Source organism: Ruegeria sp. F11, from assembly GCF_056533855.1.
Genome location: NZ_JBQFOW010000001.1, coordinates 414727 through 433564 on the forward strand (window position 1 = coordinate 414727; position 18838 = coordinate 433564).

Here is an 18838-nt window from a genome sequence, read left to right on the forward strand (position 1 = left end):
GTCCACCGCCATTTCCCGGCAGGCGGTGGTAAAGCCGAATTGCGCCTAGCTATTGAGCAAAAAGAAGATTTTAAACTACATGTTTAGCGCCAACTGCGTTGGATCCCGTGCCGGGCCCCTAATTGGTGAACCGATTGTATATTTTCTGCCCAATTCAACGAAGCATTGCTGACAAGTCCAAAAATTGCGGAGTTTGCGCTATCACACCTCAATAAATAGTGCGATTTAGCGCGTGTGCCGATTTCCGCCGATTATTGGGCCGTCAGTTTTCACAACGGGAGGGGCCAGCGATTTGCACCGCGGTCGGCGTCCGGCAGGCGGAGGATGAGGCATGGAATCGCAGCGCGGTGGGTTGGGTCATTCTTCGTACCACCAAACCTCGGGCATGTACTGAGGGCCATCGCCATAGATCGGCAGCGTTTCAGGGAATTTTAGCGTACTGGAATGGGCAATGCGCCCCACGTCAAAGTTCCAGATCGGGATCACGTAGCGCCCGGCGGTCAGAACCCTGTCCAGCGCGCGGGTGGCCGCGACAAAATCCTCGTGCGTTTCCGAGGCCAGCATGGCGTCGATTACCCCGTCCACCGCAGGCGACGCGACACCCATCAGGTTCCGCGTGCCTTGAATGTCTGCGCCTTCGCTTCCCCAATACAGCCGTTGTTCGTTGCCAGGGGACAGGGACAGCGCGCGGCGGAAGGGGGTCATGTCGAAGTCCAACTCGGCGGTTCGACCGGAGTATTGGGCGTTGTCCACCTGCTCGGTAGTGACCTGAATGCCCAGACGTTCCAGCGCGCGCTTGTAGATTTCCACGGCGGTCTGCATGTCGCTGTCGCCCTGCTGCAGCAGAACCGTCATCTGGAACGCGTCACCGTCTGGGTTGCGCAAAACGCCGTCCTGAATAGTCCAGCCTGCCTCGGCCAACAAAGCCGCAGCCTGACGCAGGTTCTTGCGGTTGCGGGCCGACCCGTCGCCTTGGGGCTGGGTGTAGCCCTCAAGCGTGCCGGGCAGAAGGTCATCGGCGTAGGGCTGCAACAACTCGGCGACGCGCCCCGTGGCCGGGCCGGGTTGCATGGCCAGATCAGAGCCCGAGAAATACGAGGTGATCCTTGGCTGCGCGCCGCCGGTGATGGTGTCGTTGATGAATTCGAAATTGAAGGCCAGCGCCAGCGCCTCGCGCACGCGCCAGTCATCGAACGGAGCCTTGCGGGTGTTCATGACAAATCCCGTCATGCCCGAAGGTTTGCCGTGCGGTATCTCGGTTTTGACAACTTCTCCCCGTTGAACGGCGGGGAAGCCGTATTGGTTGTCCCATTTGTCGGCGTTGAACTCGCGTACGGCAGACAGTTCTCCGGCCTTGAACGCCTCGAACAGGACCGTGGCGTCGCCGTAAAACTCGATCCGCATGTCGTCCAGGTTCATCGTGCCGCGCCGGAAGGGGATATCCTCGCCCCAGTAGTCCGGACTCCGGCGCAGGTTCACGTAGCGCCCGGCCTCGTAGTCTTCGATCACATAGGGGCCGCTGCCGATTGGCACGTCATGCAACTGGGCGTCGGCGAAAGACTTCCCCTCCCACTGCGCCTTTTGCAGGATCGGGCGCAGTCCGGCGATCAGGGCCAGTTCCCGGTCGGGTTCGTTGAAGGTGATCCGGACCGAGCGCGGGCCGGTCTGTTCGATGCTGTCGATCTTCCCCCAAAGCCCGCGATAGCGCAGATGCCCCTCGGTCCCCAGCGTCTCATACGACCAGATCACGTCATCGACCGTAACCGGGGTGCCATCCGAGAATCGGGCCTCCTCCCGCAGGGTGAATTCGACCCAAGACCGGTCTTCTGCAGTCTCAACTGATTCGGCTAACAACCCGTAAAGAGTGAAAGGTTCGTCCCAGGACCGGCCCATCAGGCCTTCGTGGGTCCAAAATCGTAACTGCCACGGAGAGGTGCCTTTTTGCACAAACGGGTTCAGACTGTTATAGCCGCCGGTATTTCCGAAAACGACCTTGCCGCCCTTGGGCGCGTCCGGGTTGGCGTATGGCAGCGACACAAAATCCGGTGGTAGGGCCGGGTCGCCATACATAGCTATGCCATGAGCCGATTCTGCATGGGCCATCGAAGTTGCAAAAACAGTGGCGATTCCCCCGATCAAATAGCGAACGGGGCGAAGAAAATCCGGGCTCATTTTGGAAACAATCCTGCTCTGGCCTTATTTTGTTGGGATTCATCGTACCGATGATTTTTCTTGTTTTCAAACTTTTAGCTTGGACGAAGGCGCGGAATTGCTTATAAAGGTCTCACTGCTCGATAGGTTTCTTGCCTGTATGAAACCTGCCTCAATAACTTAACGCCCGCTTCGTGCGGGCGTTTTTTTTCGTCCCAATTGCAGCCGGGCGCGACGTGTTTCCCAGTTTTCTTTGCAGGTGCAGCATGGCACTGTGGCACCGACAGAATGTTAAGGGAGAGCGGTCATGAGCCTGTCTGGAAGAACGGCAATCATCACGGGATCGAATTCGGGGATTGGACTGGGCGTGGCCCGGGAATTGGCAAAAGCCGGGGCCGACGTGGTTCTGAACTCGTTCACGGATCGTGACGAAGATCACGCGCTAGCCGCCGAAATCGCGAAGGAGACCGGGACGAAGGCGCGCTACATCAAGGCGGACATGTCCAAAGGGGATGAGTGCCGCGCGCTGATCGAGCAGACCGGGGCCTGCGATATTCTGGTCAACAACGCAGGTATCCAGCACGTCTCGCCGATTGATCAGTTTCCGGTCGACAAATGGGACGCGATCATTGCGATCAACATGAACTCGGCCTTTCACACCTCGGCGGCGGCGCTGCCGATGATGCGGAAAAAGGGCTGGGGCCGGATCGTCAACATCGCCTCGGCGCATGGTCTGACCGCATCGCCTTACAAGGCGGCCTACATTGCGGCCAAGCACGGGGTGGTCGGGATGACGAAGACTGTGGCGCTGGAAACGGCGCAAGAACCGATCACCTGCAACGCGATCTGTCCGGGCTATGTGCTGACGCCGTTGGTCGAGGCGCAGATCCCCGACACGATGAAGGAATACAACATGAGCCGCGAGGATGTGGTGAAAAACGTCATGTTGCAGCGGCAGCCCTCGAAAGAGTTTGCGACGGTTGAGCAACTAGGCGGGACGACTGTGTTCCTGTGCTCGGACGCGGCGGCTCAGATTACCGGGACGACTATTTCCGTGGATGGGGGCTGGACGGCTTTGTGACGGTCATGGGGGCGCTGCCCCCACACCCCCGAGGTATTTTTGAACAGAAGAAGGGGCGGGCGTTGTGAAACGGATCAATCTGGCTTTGCAAGGCGGCGGGGCGCATGGGGCGTTTACCTGGGGTGTTCTGGACCGGCTGCTGGATGAAGAGGATATCGAAGTTGCAGCGATTACCGGCACCTCGGCGGGCGCCCTGAACGGGGCGGCGTTCAAGTCCGGGATGGTGCACAACGGGCGCGACGGCGCGCGGGAGCGGTTGAACGAGGTCTGGAAGCGGATGGGCGCGATTGGCGACATGCGCATTGCCAATTGGTTTCGCGGGGTCGAGCCTGCTCATATCGCGCAGGCGATGGAGTATTCGCTGCCATTTTCCATAGGCGATGCGTGGTCACGGATGGTGTCGCCCTATGCTTACGGGCCGTTTTATTCGAACCCGCTGGAATCTGTGGTGGACCGGTTCAACTTTGACGAGGTCTGTGCCGATCAGGGTCCGCAACTGTTTGTCTGCGCCACCTGCGTGCGCAGCGGCAAGATCCGGGTGTTTACCGGTGAGGAGATTTCGACCCAGGCGATTTTGGCCTCGGCTTGCTTGCCGACGCTGTTTAAGGCGGTGGAGATTTACGACCCCGAAGCCCAGAGGACCGAGGCGTATTGGGATGGCGGCTATACCGGCAACCCGGCTTTGTACCCTTTGTTCAACGACGATCTGCCGGACGATGTGGTGATCGTGAACATCAATCCGCTGGAGCGGGATGAACTTCCGGTAACACCGCAGCAGATACAGAACCGGATCAACGAGATCAGCTTCAACTCATCCCTGTTCCGCGAGCTGCGCGCGATCAACTTCGTTCAACGCCTGTTGGAAGAGGGCAAGCTGAAGGCCGGTGAGATGAGCCGGGTTCTGGTGCATATGATTGCCGACAATGAGCTGATGAACAGCCTATCGGTCGCCACCAAAACCGTGCCGAACCCGGTGATCCTGCATAAGCTCAAGCAGGCTGGGCGGGATGCGGCGGATGGGTTTCTGGTCAGACACAAAGGTGATCTGGGGCAGAACAGTACCGTCGATCTGCCGGCGATGTTCGGCTGATCACTCGGGCGGCTGGGTTGGGTCTTTGTCGTTGGGGTAAACGAGACCGGCGGAAATCACCAGCTTGGCGGCTTCTTCAATGGTCATGTCCAGAAGGATCACATCTTCGGCGGGGAAGAACAGCAGGAAGCCCGATGTGGGGTTGGGCGTTGTAGGGACGAAGATACTGAGCAATTCTCCGGCGGTTTCCGCGCGTTCGCTGACTTCGCCCCTTGCGGTGGTCGAGACGAAGCCGATCGCCCAGATGCCCCGGCGCGGGTATTGGATCAGGCAGGCTTTTTCAAACGACCGCTCCGTCTGGGCAAAGACCGTCTCGGATATCTGCTTGATGCCGGAATAGACCGAGCGGACGACGGGCATCCGGTCCACAAGGCTTTCGGTAAAGGAAATGAAAGACCGGCCCAGAATGCCCTTGGCGACCCAACCCACGAGGATCGTGAAGATCAGGAAGATAACAACGCCAACGCCACGCAGGTTGATGCCCACATATTCGTGAGGCTGGAACCTTTGTGGGATCAAAGGCAGAACCGCGCTGTCGATCCAGCCGACGACCGACCAGATCAGCCAGATCGTCAGCCACACTGGCGCAATGACGACGATGCCCGTCAGAAAGGACGCGCGCAGCCGTGAAAACAGGCCGGGGCGGCGGTGAGGCTCTTCGTCGAAGGGTGTGTTCATTGCGCTTCCGAGTGGTTTGCGGAATTAGTTAAGCAATCCGGGGCGTTGGTACAATAGGGCAGGTTTACACACCTTTCACAAGTGCTTTGGCAATCCCGGCTGCCAGACGCGCGTTGTTGCGCACAAGCGCGATATTTGCGGTCAGGGAACGGCCCTCGGTCAACTCGAAAATTCGTTGCAGCAGGTAGGGCGTGACGGCTTTGCCGGTGATCCGGTGTTCTTCGGCATCGGCCTGGGCCGAGGCGATGATCGGGGCCAGCTCCTCAGCTGCGATCTGATCTTCTGCAGGGATCGGATTGGCGATCAGTTGTCCGCCGGGCAGCCCCAGCGCGCGGCGGGTTGCATGGGCTTTGGCTATGGCCTCGGGGCTGTCCATGCGCAGCGGGGCGCCGTAGGGGGATTTGGCGGACCAGAAGGCGGGGAATTCGTCCTGACCGAAGGCGATGACCGGGACGCCCAGTGTTTCCAGCACCTCAAGCGTTTTTGCGAGGTCCAGAATGGCTTTGGCCCCGGCAGCGACCACTGTGACCGGGGTTTGGCCCAACTCGTGCAGGTCAGCCGAGATATCGAATGAGGTTTCGGCCCCCTGATGGACGCCGCCGATACCGCCGGTAGCAAACACCTCGATCCCTGCGTAGTCCGCGGCGATCATGGTGGCTGCCACGGTGGTCGCCCCGGTGCCGCCGGTCGAAATGCAGGCGGCCATATCTGCGCGCGAGATTTTGGCGACGCCCTGCGCTTGCCCAAGGGCTTTCAACTGATCTGCTTCAAGGCCCACGTTCAACACGCCGTCAATCACTGCCATCGTGGCCGGGATTGCTCCGGCGTCGCGGATGTCCTGTTCGACCTGCGCCGCAACCTCGATGTTTTGCGGGTAGGGCATGCCGTGCGTGATTATCGTGCTTTCCAGCGCAACGATGGGTTGGCCTGCATCTTTGGCCGCGCGGACCTCGGCTGAGTAATGGATGTCGATCACAGTGGGGTCTCTCCGGAAACGTAGGTTGCGGCGGCGCGCAGGGCGCGGGTCAGGGCCGTTTCGTCATCCGCGCCGCTGGCCTCGGACGCGATATGGGCCGCCATGAAGGTGTCGCCCGCACCCGTCACGCGGGTGACAAGCACGGATGGGGGTGTCTGGGTCAACACACCAGAGGCCGAGCCGACGGTGGCCGAGCTGCCGCCATCCGTCACCAGCACGCGCAGAGCACCGCGATCCAGCAGGCCCTTGGCGGCGCTTTCGGAATCCGCGAAGTCGCGCTGGCACAGCAACCCGGCCTCTTCTAGGTTCACATACAGCGTCGCGCGGGCGTGTTTCAGGAAGGGCAGCAACCGCTCGGCCTTACCGGGCGAGGCCGGGGCGACCCGCAGATCGGCGCGGGCGAAGGCCGGGCTTTGTGCGATCTCTTCCAGCAGGGTCAGGGTCAGGTTGCCGTCCAGCGCGATGGGGCCGTCGAACGGGGTGTTTTCATAGCCCAGAGGTCCATGCAACAAAGGGCGCAGGATTTTCGCACCCGCCGCCTCAAGCGAATGGGCGTCGGCGATGGCGGCGATCAGGCCGTTGGCCCCTTCGACTGCCATGTAGCGGTCGGTGGGCAGGTCTTGTGAGCGGTAAATGTGGTCCGTCACCATGCCCAGTCTGGAACAGGCGTGCACAAGCTCATCGCCTTCGGGGTCGCGGCCTATTGCGGTCAGCAGCGTCGGGGTCATGCCGAACCGGACCAGAGTCATGGCGATGTTCATGGCCACACCGCCGGGCAGGCGGGTGATGCGCCCGGGCACGTCCGATCCCTGCCGCATGGCGCTGGCTGAACGACCGATCACGTCCCAAAGGACAGACCCGATACACAGGATTTCGCTGTTCTTCGTCATGGCGCAGTCATGCCGCAGCCCCGGTGTCCGCGCAAGGGCGAAGCGGTGCCATAGGGCAGAATCCCGGCAACGCCTGATTTGACTTGCCATCCTGCGGATTCGGCTGAACTATCGGTTCAAATGATTGGTATTGTGATTTGTTTGGTGGAGAGGTTTTAATGGCGGGTGGTGTCGTTTCGACCATCCTCAATCGCATTACGGGTTTTCTGTTTGGTCTTTTTGTGGCGTTTGCAGCGCTTCCGGAGCAAAGCGTCGCGCAAGGCTCGGGGCCGACGGTCATTGATTTCTGGACCAAATCCGACACACTGTTTCTGGAACTCAGCCTGAATGCCGAGGCGCTTTTGGCCGGGGTCGACCCCACCGAGCCTGTAGACAACGCGCAATATCGAAACCTGCGCAGGCTGGTGTCGTCTGAGTTGGAACCACAGATCAGAGAGTTTGTCCTGCCGTGGATGCAAACCTTGCAGGTTGATGCCGCAGGGCCCGTCGCGCTGTCTTACGAGGGGGTGCGTATTCCGGTGGTCGGTGATCCACAGACCGCGCGGGTTTCAAAGCTGCTTTTGACCGGCGCGTTGCCGGATGGGGCGGCGAGCCTGCGCCTGCACTGGCCCGAGGGGTTTGGACCTGCCGTTTTGCGACAACAGAATGTCTCGGCCCCGTACACGGCCTATCTTGCTGCTGGAGAGACTAGCCCCCAGATACCGCTGCACGGCGGAGCCTCGCTGAGTGTGGAACAGACCTTGCGGGTGTTCTTCGCAGAAGGGGTCACACGCGTTTTTCCGAATGGGCCAAAACTGATCCTGCTCGCCCTGACGCTGGTATTTCTGTCGCTGCGTGTCAGGCCGGTTTTAACTCAGTTGGTGACACTGTCTTTGGGTGTTTTGGTGGGTCTGGGAGTGGCGGTTTATGAGGTCGCGACGCTGCCGCTCGTCATCGACGCGCAAACGTTTACCGCAGCCATTGTGGTTCTTGCCCTCTGGAACCTGATCTGGCGACGGTTGCAGATTTGGCGGGTTTTGGCGGTTTTGGCGGTTGGTTTTTTTGCTGGTTTCGGTCTGGCGCAATCCCTTGCTGCGGTCGGAGTGCCACCCGATCATTTGCCCCCGACCATTCTGGGATACTGGGCCGGAGTTGCAGGGACAACCATAGCAATAGCCGTGGGTGTATTTGCCGTTGCTTCGCTGATCTCCGGCAATTCGCACCGTTTGCGGGGCCGAATCTCGGTTCTGGCCTCGATGCTCATCGCGGGTGTCGGCGTTTATTGGATCGTCAAACCGCTTCTGTTCGCTTAGGACATCGCGGAAGTCAGCGTTTTCAACGCGGCCAAAGGATCGTCGCCCGACCAGATCTCATCCCCGATGCCGAAGAAATCGGTGCAGGGGGCAAGGTCGCGGATCAGGTCAGGGGTCAGGCCGCCTTCGGCAACAACGGGCACCTCGATCATCTCGGACCACCATTGGAACAAGTCTTTCTCGGCCAGTGTTCCATCGCCCAGCGACGAGGCCCCGACCGGACCGAAGGCAACATAGTCAACGCCGATCTCACCAGCGGTCATGCCGTCATGGCTGGACGCACCACAAAAGCTTCCGACAATGGCATCCGCGCCCAGCTCTTTCCGCGCGGCCCGGACCGAGCGCGCGGCATCGTCCAGATGCACGCCATCCAACCCCAGCCGTTGCGCCAGCAGGACATGGTTCGAGATAACCAGCGCTATATCGCGGGCGTGGGCCACTTCGCGGCAGGCATCGGCGGCGCGGGCGATGGTGTCCTCGTCATTGCCCGCCAGCGCCAGACGGATACACGCAATCTCGGCCCCGTCCAGAACGCGGGCCAGTTGATCGGGGAAACTGCTGAGCGTGATCGTCGGAGGCGTGATCAGGTAAATCTGCGGCTGCTCGGGGGTATCCATGGCGCGTCCTTCGGGTTTTTCGTCTTGGGCGGGGTTTAGCGGATTGCGTCGGGGAAGCAAACTTTAATGCCTCCAGCGGAGGTATTTGGGAACAGAAGAAGGGATCGGGTTGCTCTATGCGGATACGGGGATTAGAGCAGGCGCAGTTTTTCGGAGTAGACCATGCCCAGCGATACATCCCAGCCGTCTTTCGTGCTTGTGCGCCCGCAGATGGGCGAGAACATCGGCGCCGCCGCGCGGGCGATGTGGAATTTCGGGCTGGACCGGATGCGGATCGTGGCCCCGCGCGACGGGTGGCCGAACCCCAAAGCCGTGGCGATGTCCAGCGGGGCGGGGCGTCTGCTGGATGAAGCACAATTGTTTGACGATCTGGCGGGCGCTTTGGGGGATCGCACCTATGTCTTTGCCACAACCGCGCGGCAGCGCGGCCTGACCAAGCCGGTTTTCAGCCCCGAGCGTGCGATGCAGATCGCGGCTGAAAAAGTCGCGGCGGGTGAGAAGGTGGCCGTTCTGTTTGGTCCCGAACGGGCAGGGCTTGAGAATGAGGATATTGCCAAGGCCAACGCCATCATCTCGGTCCCGGTGAACCCGGAATATGCCTCATTAAACCTTGGACAATGCGTTTTGCTGACCGCCTATGAGTGGATGCGCCAGACCGGGGATGTGGTGCATGAGGCGACCGATCTGGGTAAGGGCGACTGGGCCACGGGGATCGAGGTTGAGAAGCTGGTTGAACACTACGAGGACCGGCTGGACGAGGCCGGGTTCTTCTACCCACCCGAAAAGGCCGAAGGGATGAAGGTCAACCTGCGCAACCTGTGGTCTCGGATGCGCATGACGCGGGCGGATGTGCAGATGCTGCACGGGATCATGCGGCAGATGGTCCGCTGGAAGGAGAAGGGCTGAGGCTGGACGTTATCCCGCCATGGCCCTAGCGTGCAGGCGATTCAAAGACATGAGGACGGCATGAGCGGTAAGCGCAGCATCTTCGAAGAGGTCTCGGAAACCGAGAAGCAACAGGCGGTGCAACCCGGCATGATCGACCGGGGAAGGCGCGGCGCGCGCGGCGCCATTCGCGCCTGGCTGATGATCCTTTTCGCGCTGGTTGTGGTGATGATTGCTGTGGGCGGGTTGACGCGCCTGACCGACAGTGGCCTCTCGATCACCGAGTGGCGTCCGATCACCGGGGCGATCCCGCCGATGAGCCAAGCCGACTGGCAGGCTGAGTTCGACAAATACAAAGAGATCGACCAGTGGCGCATCCAGAACCAGTGGATGGAACTGGAGGACTTCAAGACGATCTACTGGTGGGAATGGGGCCATCGTCAACTGGGCCGGGTGATCGGTCTGGTCTGGGCCGTAGGGTTCTTTGGCTTCCTTGCAGCACGGAAAATCCCGACCGGGTGGATCGGCAAACTGTTGATCCCCGGCATCCTCGGCGGCGTGCAGGGCGCGGTTGGCTGGTGGATGGTCGCCTCAGGCGTCACACAGGGCGAGGGGATGACCGCCGTAGCCAGCTATCGGTTGGCGATCCACCTTGGGCTGGCCTTCGTGATCCTCGGCTTCCTTGCGTGGTACATCTTTGAACTGGGCCGGGACGAGCGCGACCTGATGCAGGCCCGCCGCGCTAAGGAGGCGAAACTGTTCTCGCTGTCGACCGGCCTGATGCACTTCGCCTTTTTACAAATTCTCATTGGCGCGCTTGTCGCCGGAATCGACGCCGGGCGGTCTTACACCGACTGGCCGCTGATCGGCGGGCAACTCCTGCCGCCTGACGCGACGATGCTGGAGCCGATGTGGCGGAACTTCTTCGAAAGCCCCGGCTTGGTCCAGTTCATACACCGCTGTGGCGGGTATCTGCTGCTGGCTTTCGGTGTCGTCGTGTGGCGGCGCGGCGGCACCAGCGCCCATCCGCAGACGCGCTTCGCCTTCAACGCCGCTTTTGCCGCACTGTCGCTGCAGGTTGTGGTGGGGATCGTGACGGTCGTCTACGGCGCGCCGTGGCAGATCGCCATTCTGCATCAGTTTCTGGCGGTGATCGTCTGGACCCTGATCCTGCGCGCGCGGTTCCTAACCGCGTATCCCATTGCAACCTCGCTTCGTGGAGCCTGACCCGATGACAGCTTTTGACGATCTGATGGCGTTTCAGCGCGAAACCTCGGCCCTTGGCCAGATCGCCGGGCGGCTGGGATGGGATCAGGAAACGGTCATGCCGCGCGGTGCGGCCCCGCAACGGGCCGAGGAAATGGCGGCGATCGAGGCGGTGCTGCACGCCCGCCGATCCGACCCGCGCGTGGCGGAGTGGCTGGATAAGGCGGAACCCGAGGATCAAGCCGGGCAGGCGCAACTGCGCGAAATCCGCCGCTCTTACGAGCGCACCATCAAGGTCCCGGCCGATCTGGCCAAAGCCATCGCCCGCGTCACGTCGGCTGCGCAGGGAATATGGGCACAGGCCCGCGCGGCTGAGGACGTCGCCGCCTTCCTGCCGGTGCTGGAAGAAGTGGTTGCGCTCAGGCGTGAGGAAGGGGCCGCGCTGGCGCAGGGGGGGGACATCTACGACGCTCTGGTCGAGGATTATGAGCCCTACACAACCGGCACCCAGATCGCCGCGATCTTCGATCAGATGCGCCCGCGCCTTGTGGCGTTGCGGGGGGCTCTGCTCGACCGTCCCGCGCCGCCTGCGCTTGACAGGTCTTTCAATGAGATGGACCAGATGCGCCTGTCTCAGAAACTGGCGACCACATTCGGCTACGACCTGAACCGGGGGCGCGTCGACAAGGCCGTACACCCGTTCAGTTCCGGCAGCGGGTCCGATGTGCGGATCACCACGCGCACCAGCGAGACCGATCCGTTCAACTGCTTCTACTCGACCATTCACGAGGTCGGCCATGCTGCCTATGAACAGGGCATCAATCCGGCCTATGCGCTGACGCCGCTGGGCAGCGGGGTTTCCATGGGCGTGCATGAAAGCCAAAGCCGGATTTACGAGAACCAGTTGGGCCGGTCCCGCGCCTTCACTGGCTGGCTGTTCGGCCAGATGCGCGACGTATTCGGCGATTTCGGCATTGCGGATGCCGATATCTTCTACGCCACGGTCAACCGGGTCCACAACGGCTACATCCGGACCGAGGCGGATGAGGTGCAGTACAACCTCCACATAATGCTGCGATTCGATCTGGAACGCGCGCTGATGGCGGGTGATCTGCAGGTCGGCGATCTGGAGGCCGTGTGGAATGACCGGTTCAAGGCCGATTTCGGTTATGCGGTTGATAAGCCTTCGAACGGGTGTCTGCAGGATGTGCACTGGTCGGTCGGGCTGTTCGGGTACTTCCCGACCTACTCGCTGGGCAACGTCTATGCCGGATGCCTGCATCAGGCGCTGCGCAAGGCTTTGCCTGATCTGGACGCGCAACTGGCGCTGGGAGACACATCCGGCGCGACCTGTTGGCTGCGCGAAAACGTGCAGCAATTCGGTGGCCTGTATGCCCCGCGCGAGGTGATCGCACGCGCCAGCGGGATAGAGCCGGGGCCCGAACCTTTGCTGGACTATCTGGAAGCGAAGTTCGGGGCGCTTTACGGGCTTTAATCGCTGGCTGTCAGTGCCACGTCACCGGGTCCAGGCGGAACAGTTTGGACAATTGGACGTAAACATCCGGGGCTTCGGCCTTTAGGGCGCGGGGGCGTTCGAAGAAGATCTCGACCGAGACGGCAAAGAACTCTTCATGACCAACCGCGCCGTAAGGGTCGATAACCGTCGGTTGCCCGGCCTCGACAGCGCGCACATGGGCGTCGTAGGCGGTCAGGAACACGCGCTCCCATTCCGCGAAACTCTGCCCTTCGCCAAGGATCGGAACCCCATTTGTGCCACCGGACAAATCGTCAATCTGATGCGCGAACTCGTGCAGCACAACATTCTGCCCGTCCCGATCATTCATCGCGCCCATTTTGCTGTGTGCCCAGGATAGAATCACCGGCCCGCGATCCCAGCTTTCGCCGGTGCGCACGATCTCTTTCTCGGTGACGACATAACCGCTGTGACGTTGCTGGCGGGATTTGAAGGCGTTGGGGTAGATAAGTATCGTAGTCAGGTTGTCGTACCACAGATCACTGTTCACGACGAGCAGACAGGCCTGCGCCGCGATGGACAGCTCCATCTCTTCGGTCACCTCCAGCCCATCGCAACCAAAGTAGTGGACTTGATCCAGAAAGAGGTTCACTTTGCCCTCCAGCGCTGTCCGAAAGCGCGGCGGAAGGCGTTTGATCATGGGCACTTCGGCGTCAATGATCGCACGCTGGTGGTCGGTCAGAGGCGACACCAGCAGTTTCGACAGCGCATGTTGTCTGGACCAATAGCGGTAGCCAAAGATCCCTGCGACGAGCAGCAGAATTGCGATGAACACGTACATGCGAGAACCATAGCCGGGTCAGGCAAGGCTGAAAACCCGTGTGGCTTCATGGGTTTGCCCAACTGAGCCACACGAAGACCTATTCTTCGTCTTCCTCGCCCTGATCTGCGATCCAGGCGACGCTGACGACCTCTTCACCTTTGCCGGTGTTGAAAACCTTGACCCCACCAGCCGAGCGGGAGCGGAACGATATCCCATCCACCGGCACCCGGATTGACTGGCCTTTGGAGGTGGCCAGCATGATCTGGTCGTCGATCTCAACCGGGAAGGATGCCACCAGTTCACCGCCCCGCATCGCCTTGTCCATCGCGGCCACACCCATACCGCCGCGCCCTCGGACCGGATAGTCGTGGCTTGAGCTCAACTTGCCTGCACCGCCGGACGTGATGGTCAGGATCAGGTTCTCGGCGGCCGACATCTCGGCATAGCGTTCCTGCGTGATCGAGCCGGGGGTGCCTTCATCCTCGTCCGTTTCTCCGTCATCGGCGATACCGGCCACGGCACGGCGCATCTTGAGATAAGCGGCGCGTTCGTCCGGTCCGGCCTCGAAATGACGGATGACGGACATCGAGACGACGCGATCACCATTGGTCAGCTTGATACCGCGTACACCGGTCGACTCGCGCGAGTTGAAGACCCGAACATCGGTGGTACGGAAGCGGATCGCACGGCCCGAATTGGTGACCAGCATCACGTCTTCGTCTTCCGAGCAGATGCGGGCGTTTACCAGTTCCACGTCCTCGGGCAGTTTCATGGCGATCTTGCCGTTGCGGCGGACATTGGTGAAGTCCGACAGGCGGTTACGCCGCACGTCGCCCGCGCTGGTGGCGAAGACGATCTGCAGGTTTTCCCATTCTTCATCCGGCACATCGACGGGCATGATCGCCGCAATGGAAACGCCGGTCGGGATCGGCAGGATGTTGACGATCGCCTTGCCCTTGCCGGTGCGCCCCGACTGCGGCAGGCGCCAGGTCTTGAGCTTGTAGACCATGCCATCGGTGGTGAAGAACAGCAGTTGCGTATGGGTGTTGGCCACGAAAAGGGTGGTAACAACATCCTCTTCCTTGGTCTGCATCCCCGACAGGCCCTTGCCGCCGCGTTTCTGCGCCCGGAAATCGGCCAGCGGCGTGCGCTTGATATAGCCACCCGAGGTGACGGTCACGACCATGTCTTCGCGTTCGATCAGGTCTTCGTCTTCCATGTCGCCGGACCAGTCGACGATCTCGGTGCGGCGTGGCACGGCGAACTGATCGCGCACTTCGCGCAGCTCATCGCCGATGATTGACATGATGCGTTCACGCGAGGACAGGATATCAAGGTATTCCTTGATCTTGGCGGCCAGTTGCTCCAGCTCGTCCGTGACCTCTTTGACGCCCAGTTGGGTCAGGCGCTGCAGGCGCAGTTCCAGAATGGCGCGGGCCTGAACCTCGGTCAGGTTATAGGTGCCGTCGTCGTTCATCTTGGACAGAGGATCGTCGATCAGGCGCAGATAGCCTTCAATCTCAGCCGCAGGCCAGCGGCGGGTCATCAGTTTCTCGCGCGCCTCGGCGGCGTCGGCGGATGAACGGATCGTTGCGACCACTTCGTCCACGTTCGAGACCGCCACGGCCAGACCACACAGGATGTGGCTACGCTCGCGCGCTTTGCGCAGGTCATAGGCGGTGCGGCGGGCGACGACATCCTCGCGGAAGTCGATGAACGAGGTCAGGAAGCGGCGCAGGGTCAGCTGCTCGGGGCGGCCACCGTTTAGGGCCAGCATGTTGCAGCCGAAGGACGTCTGCATCGGCGAGAACCGATAAAGCTGGTTCAGCACCACCTCGGGCGTTGCGTCGCGTTTCAGTTCCACAACCACGCGCACGCCGTTCCGGTCGGATTCGTCCTGCACGTGGGCGACACCTTCGATGCGTTTTTCACGCACGGCTTCGGCAATCTTTTCGATCATCGAGGCCTTGTTCACCTGGTAAGGGATCTCGTTGACGACGATAGCGTAACGGTCGCGGCGGATTTCTTCCACGCGGGTCTTGGCGCGGATGATGACGCTGCCACGACCCTCAAGATAGGCCTTGCGCGCGCCCGAACGGCCCAGCATCACACCGCCGGTCGGGAAGTCGGGGCCAGGGACGTATTCGATCAGTTGTTCCGAGGTCAGGTCGGGGTCGTCGATCAGGGCCAGCGTGGCGTCGACCACCTCTCCCAGATTGTGCGGGGGAATGTTTGTGGCCATACCGACGGCGATACCACCGGCACCATTGACCAGCATGTTCGGGAAACGTGCGGGCAGGACGGTTGGTTCCTGATCCTTGCCGTCATAGTTGTCCTGAAAATCGACCGTCTCTTTTTCGATATCCGCCAGCAAGGATGCGGCGGGTTTGTCCATCCGCACTTCGGTATACCGCATGGCCGCCGGGTTATCGCCGTCCATCGAGCCAAAGTTGCCCTGACCATCCAGCAGCGGCAGAGACATAGAGAAATCCTGCGCCATCCGCACCAGCGCGTCATAGATCGCGCTGTCGCCGTGCGGGTGGTATTTACCCATCACGTCGCCGACCGGACGGGCCGATTTGCGGTATGCCTTGTCATGCGTGTTGCCGGTTTCGTGCATGGCGTACAAAATCCGCCGATGCACAGGCTTCAAGCCATCGCGTAGATCGGGGATCGCGCGGGAGACGATGACCGACATCGCATAGTCCAGATAGGACGTGCGCATCTCGGATTCGATGGACACCGTCGGGCCGTCGTAAACGGGGCGCTCGGGCGGGGTTTCATCCATGTTTTCTGGGGTTTCTGGCGTATCGCTCACGTAAACGGCCCGATCTTTGGCTTGGGTCTATATCTTGTGGATACACCTTATCAGACCCGGCACATAAGGTGCAAGCAAGCAACCTAATTGGGGGCCATTATCATTGTTCACGTAACGTTAACACATTGTTTTAATAAGAGTTAGGCCGGTTTCATGCTAGTCTGAAGAGACCTTGAACGAAATTGGAGGTCTGAATGGAGCAAAGCGAAACAGAATTGATGCTCAAAGGGTACGGGCTGACGACGGCGGAATTCTTCTATCACATGCCCGATTACATTCACGTATTGAACACGTTTATCTGGCAGGATTACGATCTGGCGCCGGACCATCCAAAGCTGTTCGATTTCATCGATTTCTGGCAGCGAGAGATCGAAGGACCGCTGCATTCGGTCCGCTTCACCCATCGCAAGATGATCGCGCCCGGGGAATGGCGTAACATGGTGGGTGAGTTTCGGGTGAGTTAAACCTTTACCCAACCCGCCAGGCGTAGACCGAGCACCCGGTTGAGCCCTGTCCAGTAAAGCTGCTGCCGTCCTCGGCCAGCCTGCCGCGCCAATTGACGGTGATCGCGGGGAAGTAGTCCGTTCCGTTCAATTCCTGTTCGTTCAGGTACACAACCGTATTTGCTTTTTGCCCGAGAGAGTCCGTCAGGCTGCCGGTGTATTTATTGTCACCCGCGCGGGTGTATCGCACCGAACCCGTGACCTTGACCACCAGGGCGCAGGTTGCCTTGAAACTCCAGCTTCCGGTCAGTGATACGCCTGTGGTTCTGGACGCTGCTGTGGTCGGTGCCGGTGTGGTGCAGATGACGCCGCTTTTGCTTTCCAGTTCTTCCAATGCATGTTGGGTGCCCAGATCGTCGGCCCCGAGATTGGATTTGCTGGCCTTGCGGTAATTCGCAAAAGCCTGTCGGGTCCGGGGACCTGCAACCCCGTCAGCCCCACCGGCGCTGCATCCCAACGCGTTCAGGGCGGTTTGGGTGGCGCGCATGACCTCTTTGGAATCCGTGATCACTTTGGCGGCGGGTACGGGTTTTTCGGGTTTGGGCGCGGCGACAGGCTCACCCAGACCGGCGCGCAGCTGCAGGGCGATTTCATAGGTATAGTCGGTGGACTGGTCCGCGTATTTCTCAAGAAACGTGTCCAGAGCCGAGGCCGTGCCGACGGATCGGGCCAGTTCCAGATCGGCGCGCATTTTTTCGACTGGTCGAGGCGCAATCTCGGCACCGGGCACAGTTCCAACGGCGGGCGTAAAGTAGAACTCACCCAGCAACTCGTCATAATACGCTGGAATCTGAGTATGTTGCACGGTTCGGGACAAATCCCGCACCTCGCGCCGAAGGTCGGCTACCATGCTGCGCAGTTCCAGCCCCGGCTCGCTCAGGCGCGGCAGAAGGGCGCGGGTGAAGACCGAGTTCGGCTCGGCCTCGTCATCGTGCAACCGGTCCAGGGCCATCTGGCCCGCGCCGGCTGAGAATATCACGAACATCCCCTGCGGCGCGTTGATCCGGCCCAGACCGCGCGTGCCGCCGATGCTGCGCCCGGCGGTGGTTTCAAACGGGTTGTCGCGGCAAGCGTCGATGATCGCGATCGAGGTCCGCGCCCCGGTGGCCCGCACCCGGTCCAGCAGGTTCGACAGCGCGATGGATTCGGATTTGACGAAATCCGTTTCGCCAGACGAGGGCGTTTCGATATCGGTGGGCAGAAGATAGTTCTCACCGTCAATTTCGACCCCGTGACCGGCGAAGAAGACGAAGGCTGTATCTCCGGCCTCAAGCCGCGAGGTAAACTCGGAAATCCGTTGGTTCATGCCTCGCCGGTCAAGGTTCAGCCCTTCGATGGTTTCAAACCCAAGGCCGCGAAGGCGCTGCGACACGGCCTCGGCATCGGCCACAGCCTTTTGCAGGGTCGACACCGAATCGTACTGGTTATTGCCGATGACCAACGCTAGCCTCTCTTGCGCCCAAAGCGGCGCGGCAAGCATTGTGAAACAAATAACCCAAAACCATCTCATCTTGGCAGCCTTCCCAACGTCAATCTATGCGAAACATAGCGATATATTGCCCGATCGTTCAGTGATTTCGGTTACAGTCACGATATTCCCTGCGAATGGATGAAAGCATGTGATCGTAGCTTTTAAAGCTGGCTTGTTTATGATCGCGCGACATGAGCAGTTTTGGGGGGAACACCAAATGATCAGGCTTTGTTTCGCGGCGGTTGCCGCATGTGCGCTTTGTGGCTCGGCGCTGGCCGAGGGGCTTCTTGGAAACCTGAAAAAAGGCGCTGAACAGATTGGGCAGACTGTCGGCAAAGGGGTAGATGCGGTTGGGAATACCGTCGACTCTACAGCCGATCTGGTCACAAACGAAGCGACGGCAGAGGAAACCCGCGCCAAGCTGGATCTTATGGCGGATGAGGTGCTCGCGCAGTTGTTGGCCGAAAATCCCGAAGCGGATGCGCTGTATCAGGTCAGCGCTGGATATGCGGTGTTCGATTCCCGCAAGGTCACGATTTTTCCCGTCTCAGCAGGGTATGGTCGCGGTGTGGCGGTGTCGATGGAAACCGATCAGCACACCTACATGAACATGGGTACAGGCGGGGTCGGCGCGGCGGTTGGCATCGGTGGTTTTGAGACCAAGTTCGTCATCCTGTTCGAAACAACGGCGGATTTGGAGAAATTTATCGCACACGGCTATGACGCCACAGCGGAAACCGGGGCGATGTATGGAGACGATAGCAGCGCCGATACCATCAGGTTCACCGATGGACGATCGTTCTTTGTTCTCAGTAAAAAAGGCTGGCGCGTTTCTGCCGGAGCCTCTGGCACAAAATACTGGAAATCGCCGGAACTGAACTGA

The 18838-nt window shown here is 60.5% G+C and carries 16 protein-coding genes; 8 read left to right on the forward strand and 8 right to left on the reverse strand.

Going from position 1 to position 18838, the window contains the following annotated elements; translation table 11 throughout:
- Positions 1-357: 357 nt before the first annotated feature.
- A complete protein-coding gene (locus ACR0NJ_RS02095) occupies positions 358-2172 on the reverse strand; it encodes an extracellular solute-binding protein (protein ID WP_480815470.1) in 1815 nt (604 codons plus the stop codon).
- 286 nt (positions 2173-2458) lie between these two features.
- Between ACR0NJ_RS02095 and ACR0NJ_RS02100 the strand changes: the two genes are divergently transcribed.
- Together ACR0NJ_RS02100 and ACR0NJ_RS02105 are read left to right on the forward strand one after the other, a co-directional pair.
- The gene (locus ACR0NJ_RS02100; RefSeq protein WP_480815471.1) at positions 2459-3232 is read left to right on the forward strand and encodes a 3-hydroxybutyrate dehydrogenase; all 774 of its coding nucleotides are present in this window, start codon (positions 2459-2461) and stop codon (positions 3230-3232) included.
- Between the two features lie 64 nt (positions 3233-3296).
- On the forward strand, positions 3297-4322 hold the full coding sequence (locus ACR0NJ_RS02105; protein ID WP_480815472.1) for a patatin-like phospholipase family protein: 1026 nt from the start codon (positions 3297-3299) through the stop codon (positions 4320-4322).
- Here the strand turns inward: ACR0NJ_RS02105 and ACR0NJ_RS02110 are convergent, their stop codons facing one another.
- The 3 genes from ACR0NJ_RS02110 to ACR0NJ_RS02120 form a co-directional block, all read right to left on the reverse strand.
- On the reverse strand, positions 4323-5000 hold the full coding sequence (locus ACR0NJ_RS02110) for a DUF502 domain-containing protein (protein ID WP_480815473.1): 678 nt from the start codon (positions 4998-5000) through the stop codon (positions 4323-4325).
- 64 nt (positions 5001-5064) lie between these two features.
- Positions 5065-5976 (reverse strand): pseudouridine-5'-phosphate glycosidase, encoded by a 912-nt coding sequence (locus ACR0NJ_RS02115; RefSeq protein WP_480815474.1) that lies wholly within the window; start codon positions 5974-5976, stop codon positions 5065-5067.
- Positions 5973-6866 (reverse strand): PfkB family carbohydrate kinase, encoded by an 894-nt coding sequence (locus ACR0NJ_RS02120; RefSeq protein ID WP_480815475.1) that lies wholly within the window; start codon positions 6864-6866, stop codon positions 5973-5975. Before ACR0NJ_RS02120 ends, ACR0NJ_RS02115 begins: the two co-directional genes overlap by 4 nt.
- 158 nt (positions 6867-7024) lie before the next feature.
- On the opposite strand from ACR0NJ_RS02120, the gene ACR0NJ_RS02125 reads away from it, so the two are divergent.
- Positions 7025-8158 (forward strand): HupE/UreJ family protein, encoded by a 1134-nt coding sequence (locus ACR0NJ_RS02125; RefSeq protein ID WP_480815476.1) that lies wholly within the window; start codon positions 7025-7027, stop codon positions 8156-8158.
- Here ACR0NJ_RS02125 and ACR0NJ_RS02130 read toward each other — a convergent pair.
- The gene (locus ACR0NJ_RS02130; protein WP_480815477.1) at positions 8155-8775 is read right to left on the reverse strand and encodes a thiamine phosphate synthase; all 621 of its coding nucleotides are present in this window, start codon (positions 8773-8775) and stop codon (positions 8155-8157) included. The two genes, ACR0NJ_RS02125 and ACR0NJ_RS02130, sit on opposite strands and share 4 nt — an antisense overlap.
- Before the next feature lie 162 nt (positions 8776-8937).
- On the opposite strand from ACR0NJ_RS02130, the gene ACR0NJ_RS02135 reads away from it, so the two are divergent.
- Genes ACR0NJ_RS02135 through ACR0NJ_RS02145 form a run of 3 tightly spaced genes read left to right on the forward strand, consistent with a single transcriptional unit; the run spans position 8938 to position 12361 of the window.
- Positions 8938-9681, forward strand: coding sequence for an RNA methyltransferase (locus ACR0NJ_RS02135; RefSeq protein ID WP_480815478.1), 744 nt, complete (start codon positions 8938-8940; stop codon positions 9679-9681).
- A gap of 60 nt (positions 9682-9741) precedes the next feature.
- Positions 9742-10887 (forward strand): heme A synthase, encoded by a 1146-nt coding sequence (gene ctaA, locus ACR0NJ_RS02140; RefSeq protein ID WP_480815479.1) that lies wholly within the window; start codon positions 9742-9744, stop codon positions 10885-10887.
- Positions 10888-10891: 4 nt separating this feature from the next.
- Positions 10892-12361, forward strand: a complete 1470-nt coding sequence (locus ACR0NJ_RS02145; RefSeq protein WP_480815480.1) for a carboxypeptidase M32 — start codon at positions 10892-10894, stop codon at positions 12359-12361.
- A gap of 10 nt (positions 12362-12371) precedes the next feature.
- Here the strand turns inward: ACR0NJ_RS02145 and ACR0NJ_RS02150 are convergent, their stop codons facing one another.
- Complete coding sequence (locus ACR0NJ_RS02150; protein ID WP_480815481.1) at positions 12372-13181, reverse strand: M90 family metallopeptidase; 810 nt, start codon at positions 13179-13181, stop codon at positions 12372-12374.
- A gap of 79 nt (positions 13182-13260) precedes the next feature.
- Positions 13261-15981 carry a DNA gyrase subunit A gene (gene gyrA / locus ACR0NJ_RS02155; protein ID WP_480815482.1) on the reverse strand — a complete coding sequence of 907 codons (2721 nt, stop codon included), beginning with the start codon at positions 15979-15981 and terminating at the stop codon, positions 13261-13263.
- A gap of 194 nt (positions 15982-16175) precedes the next feature.
- Between gyrA and ACR0NJ_RS02160 the strand changes: the two genes are divergently transcribed.
- Positions 16176-16445 (forward strand): usg protein, encoded by a 270-nt coding sequence (locus ACR0NJ_RS02160; protein ID WP_480614810.1) that lies wholly within the window; start codon positions 16176-16178, stop codon positions 16443-16445.
- A gap of 4 nt (positions 16446-16449) precedes the next feature.
- Here the strand turns inward: ACR0NJ_RS02160 and ACR0NJ_RS02165 are convergent, their stop codons facing one another.
- Positions 16450-17994: a caspase family protein gene (locus ACR0NJ_RS02165; protein WP_480815483.1), complete on the reverse strand. Its 1545-nt coding sequence runs from the start codon at positions 17992-17994 to the stop codon at positions 16450-16452.
- Positions 17995-18172: 178 nt separating this feature from the next.
- On the opposite strand from ACR0NJ_RS02165, the gene ACR0NJ_RS02170 reads away from it, so the two are divergent.
- Positions 18173-18838 carry a lipid-binding SYLF domain-containing protein gene (locus tag ACR0NJ_RS02170; protein ID WP_480815484.1) on the forward strand — a complete coding sequence of 222 codons (666 nt, stop codon included), beginning with the start codon at positions 18173-18175 and terminating at the stop codon, positions 18836-18838.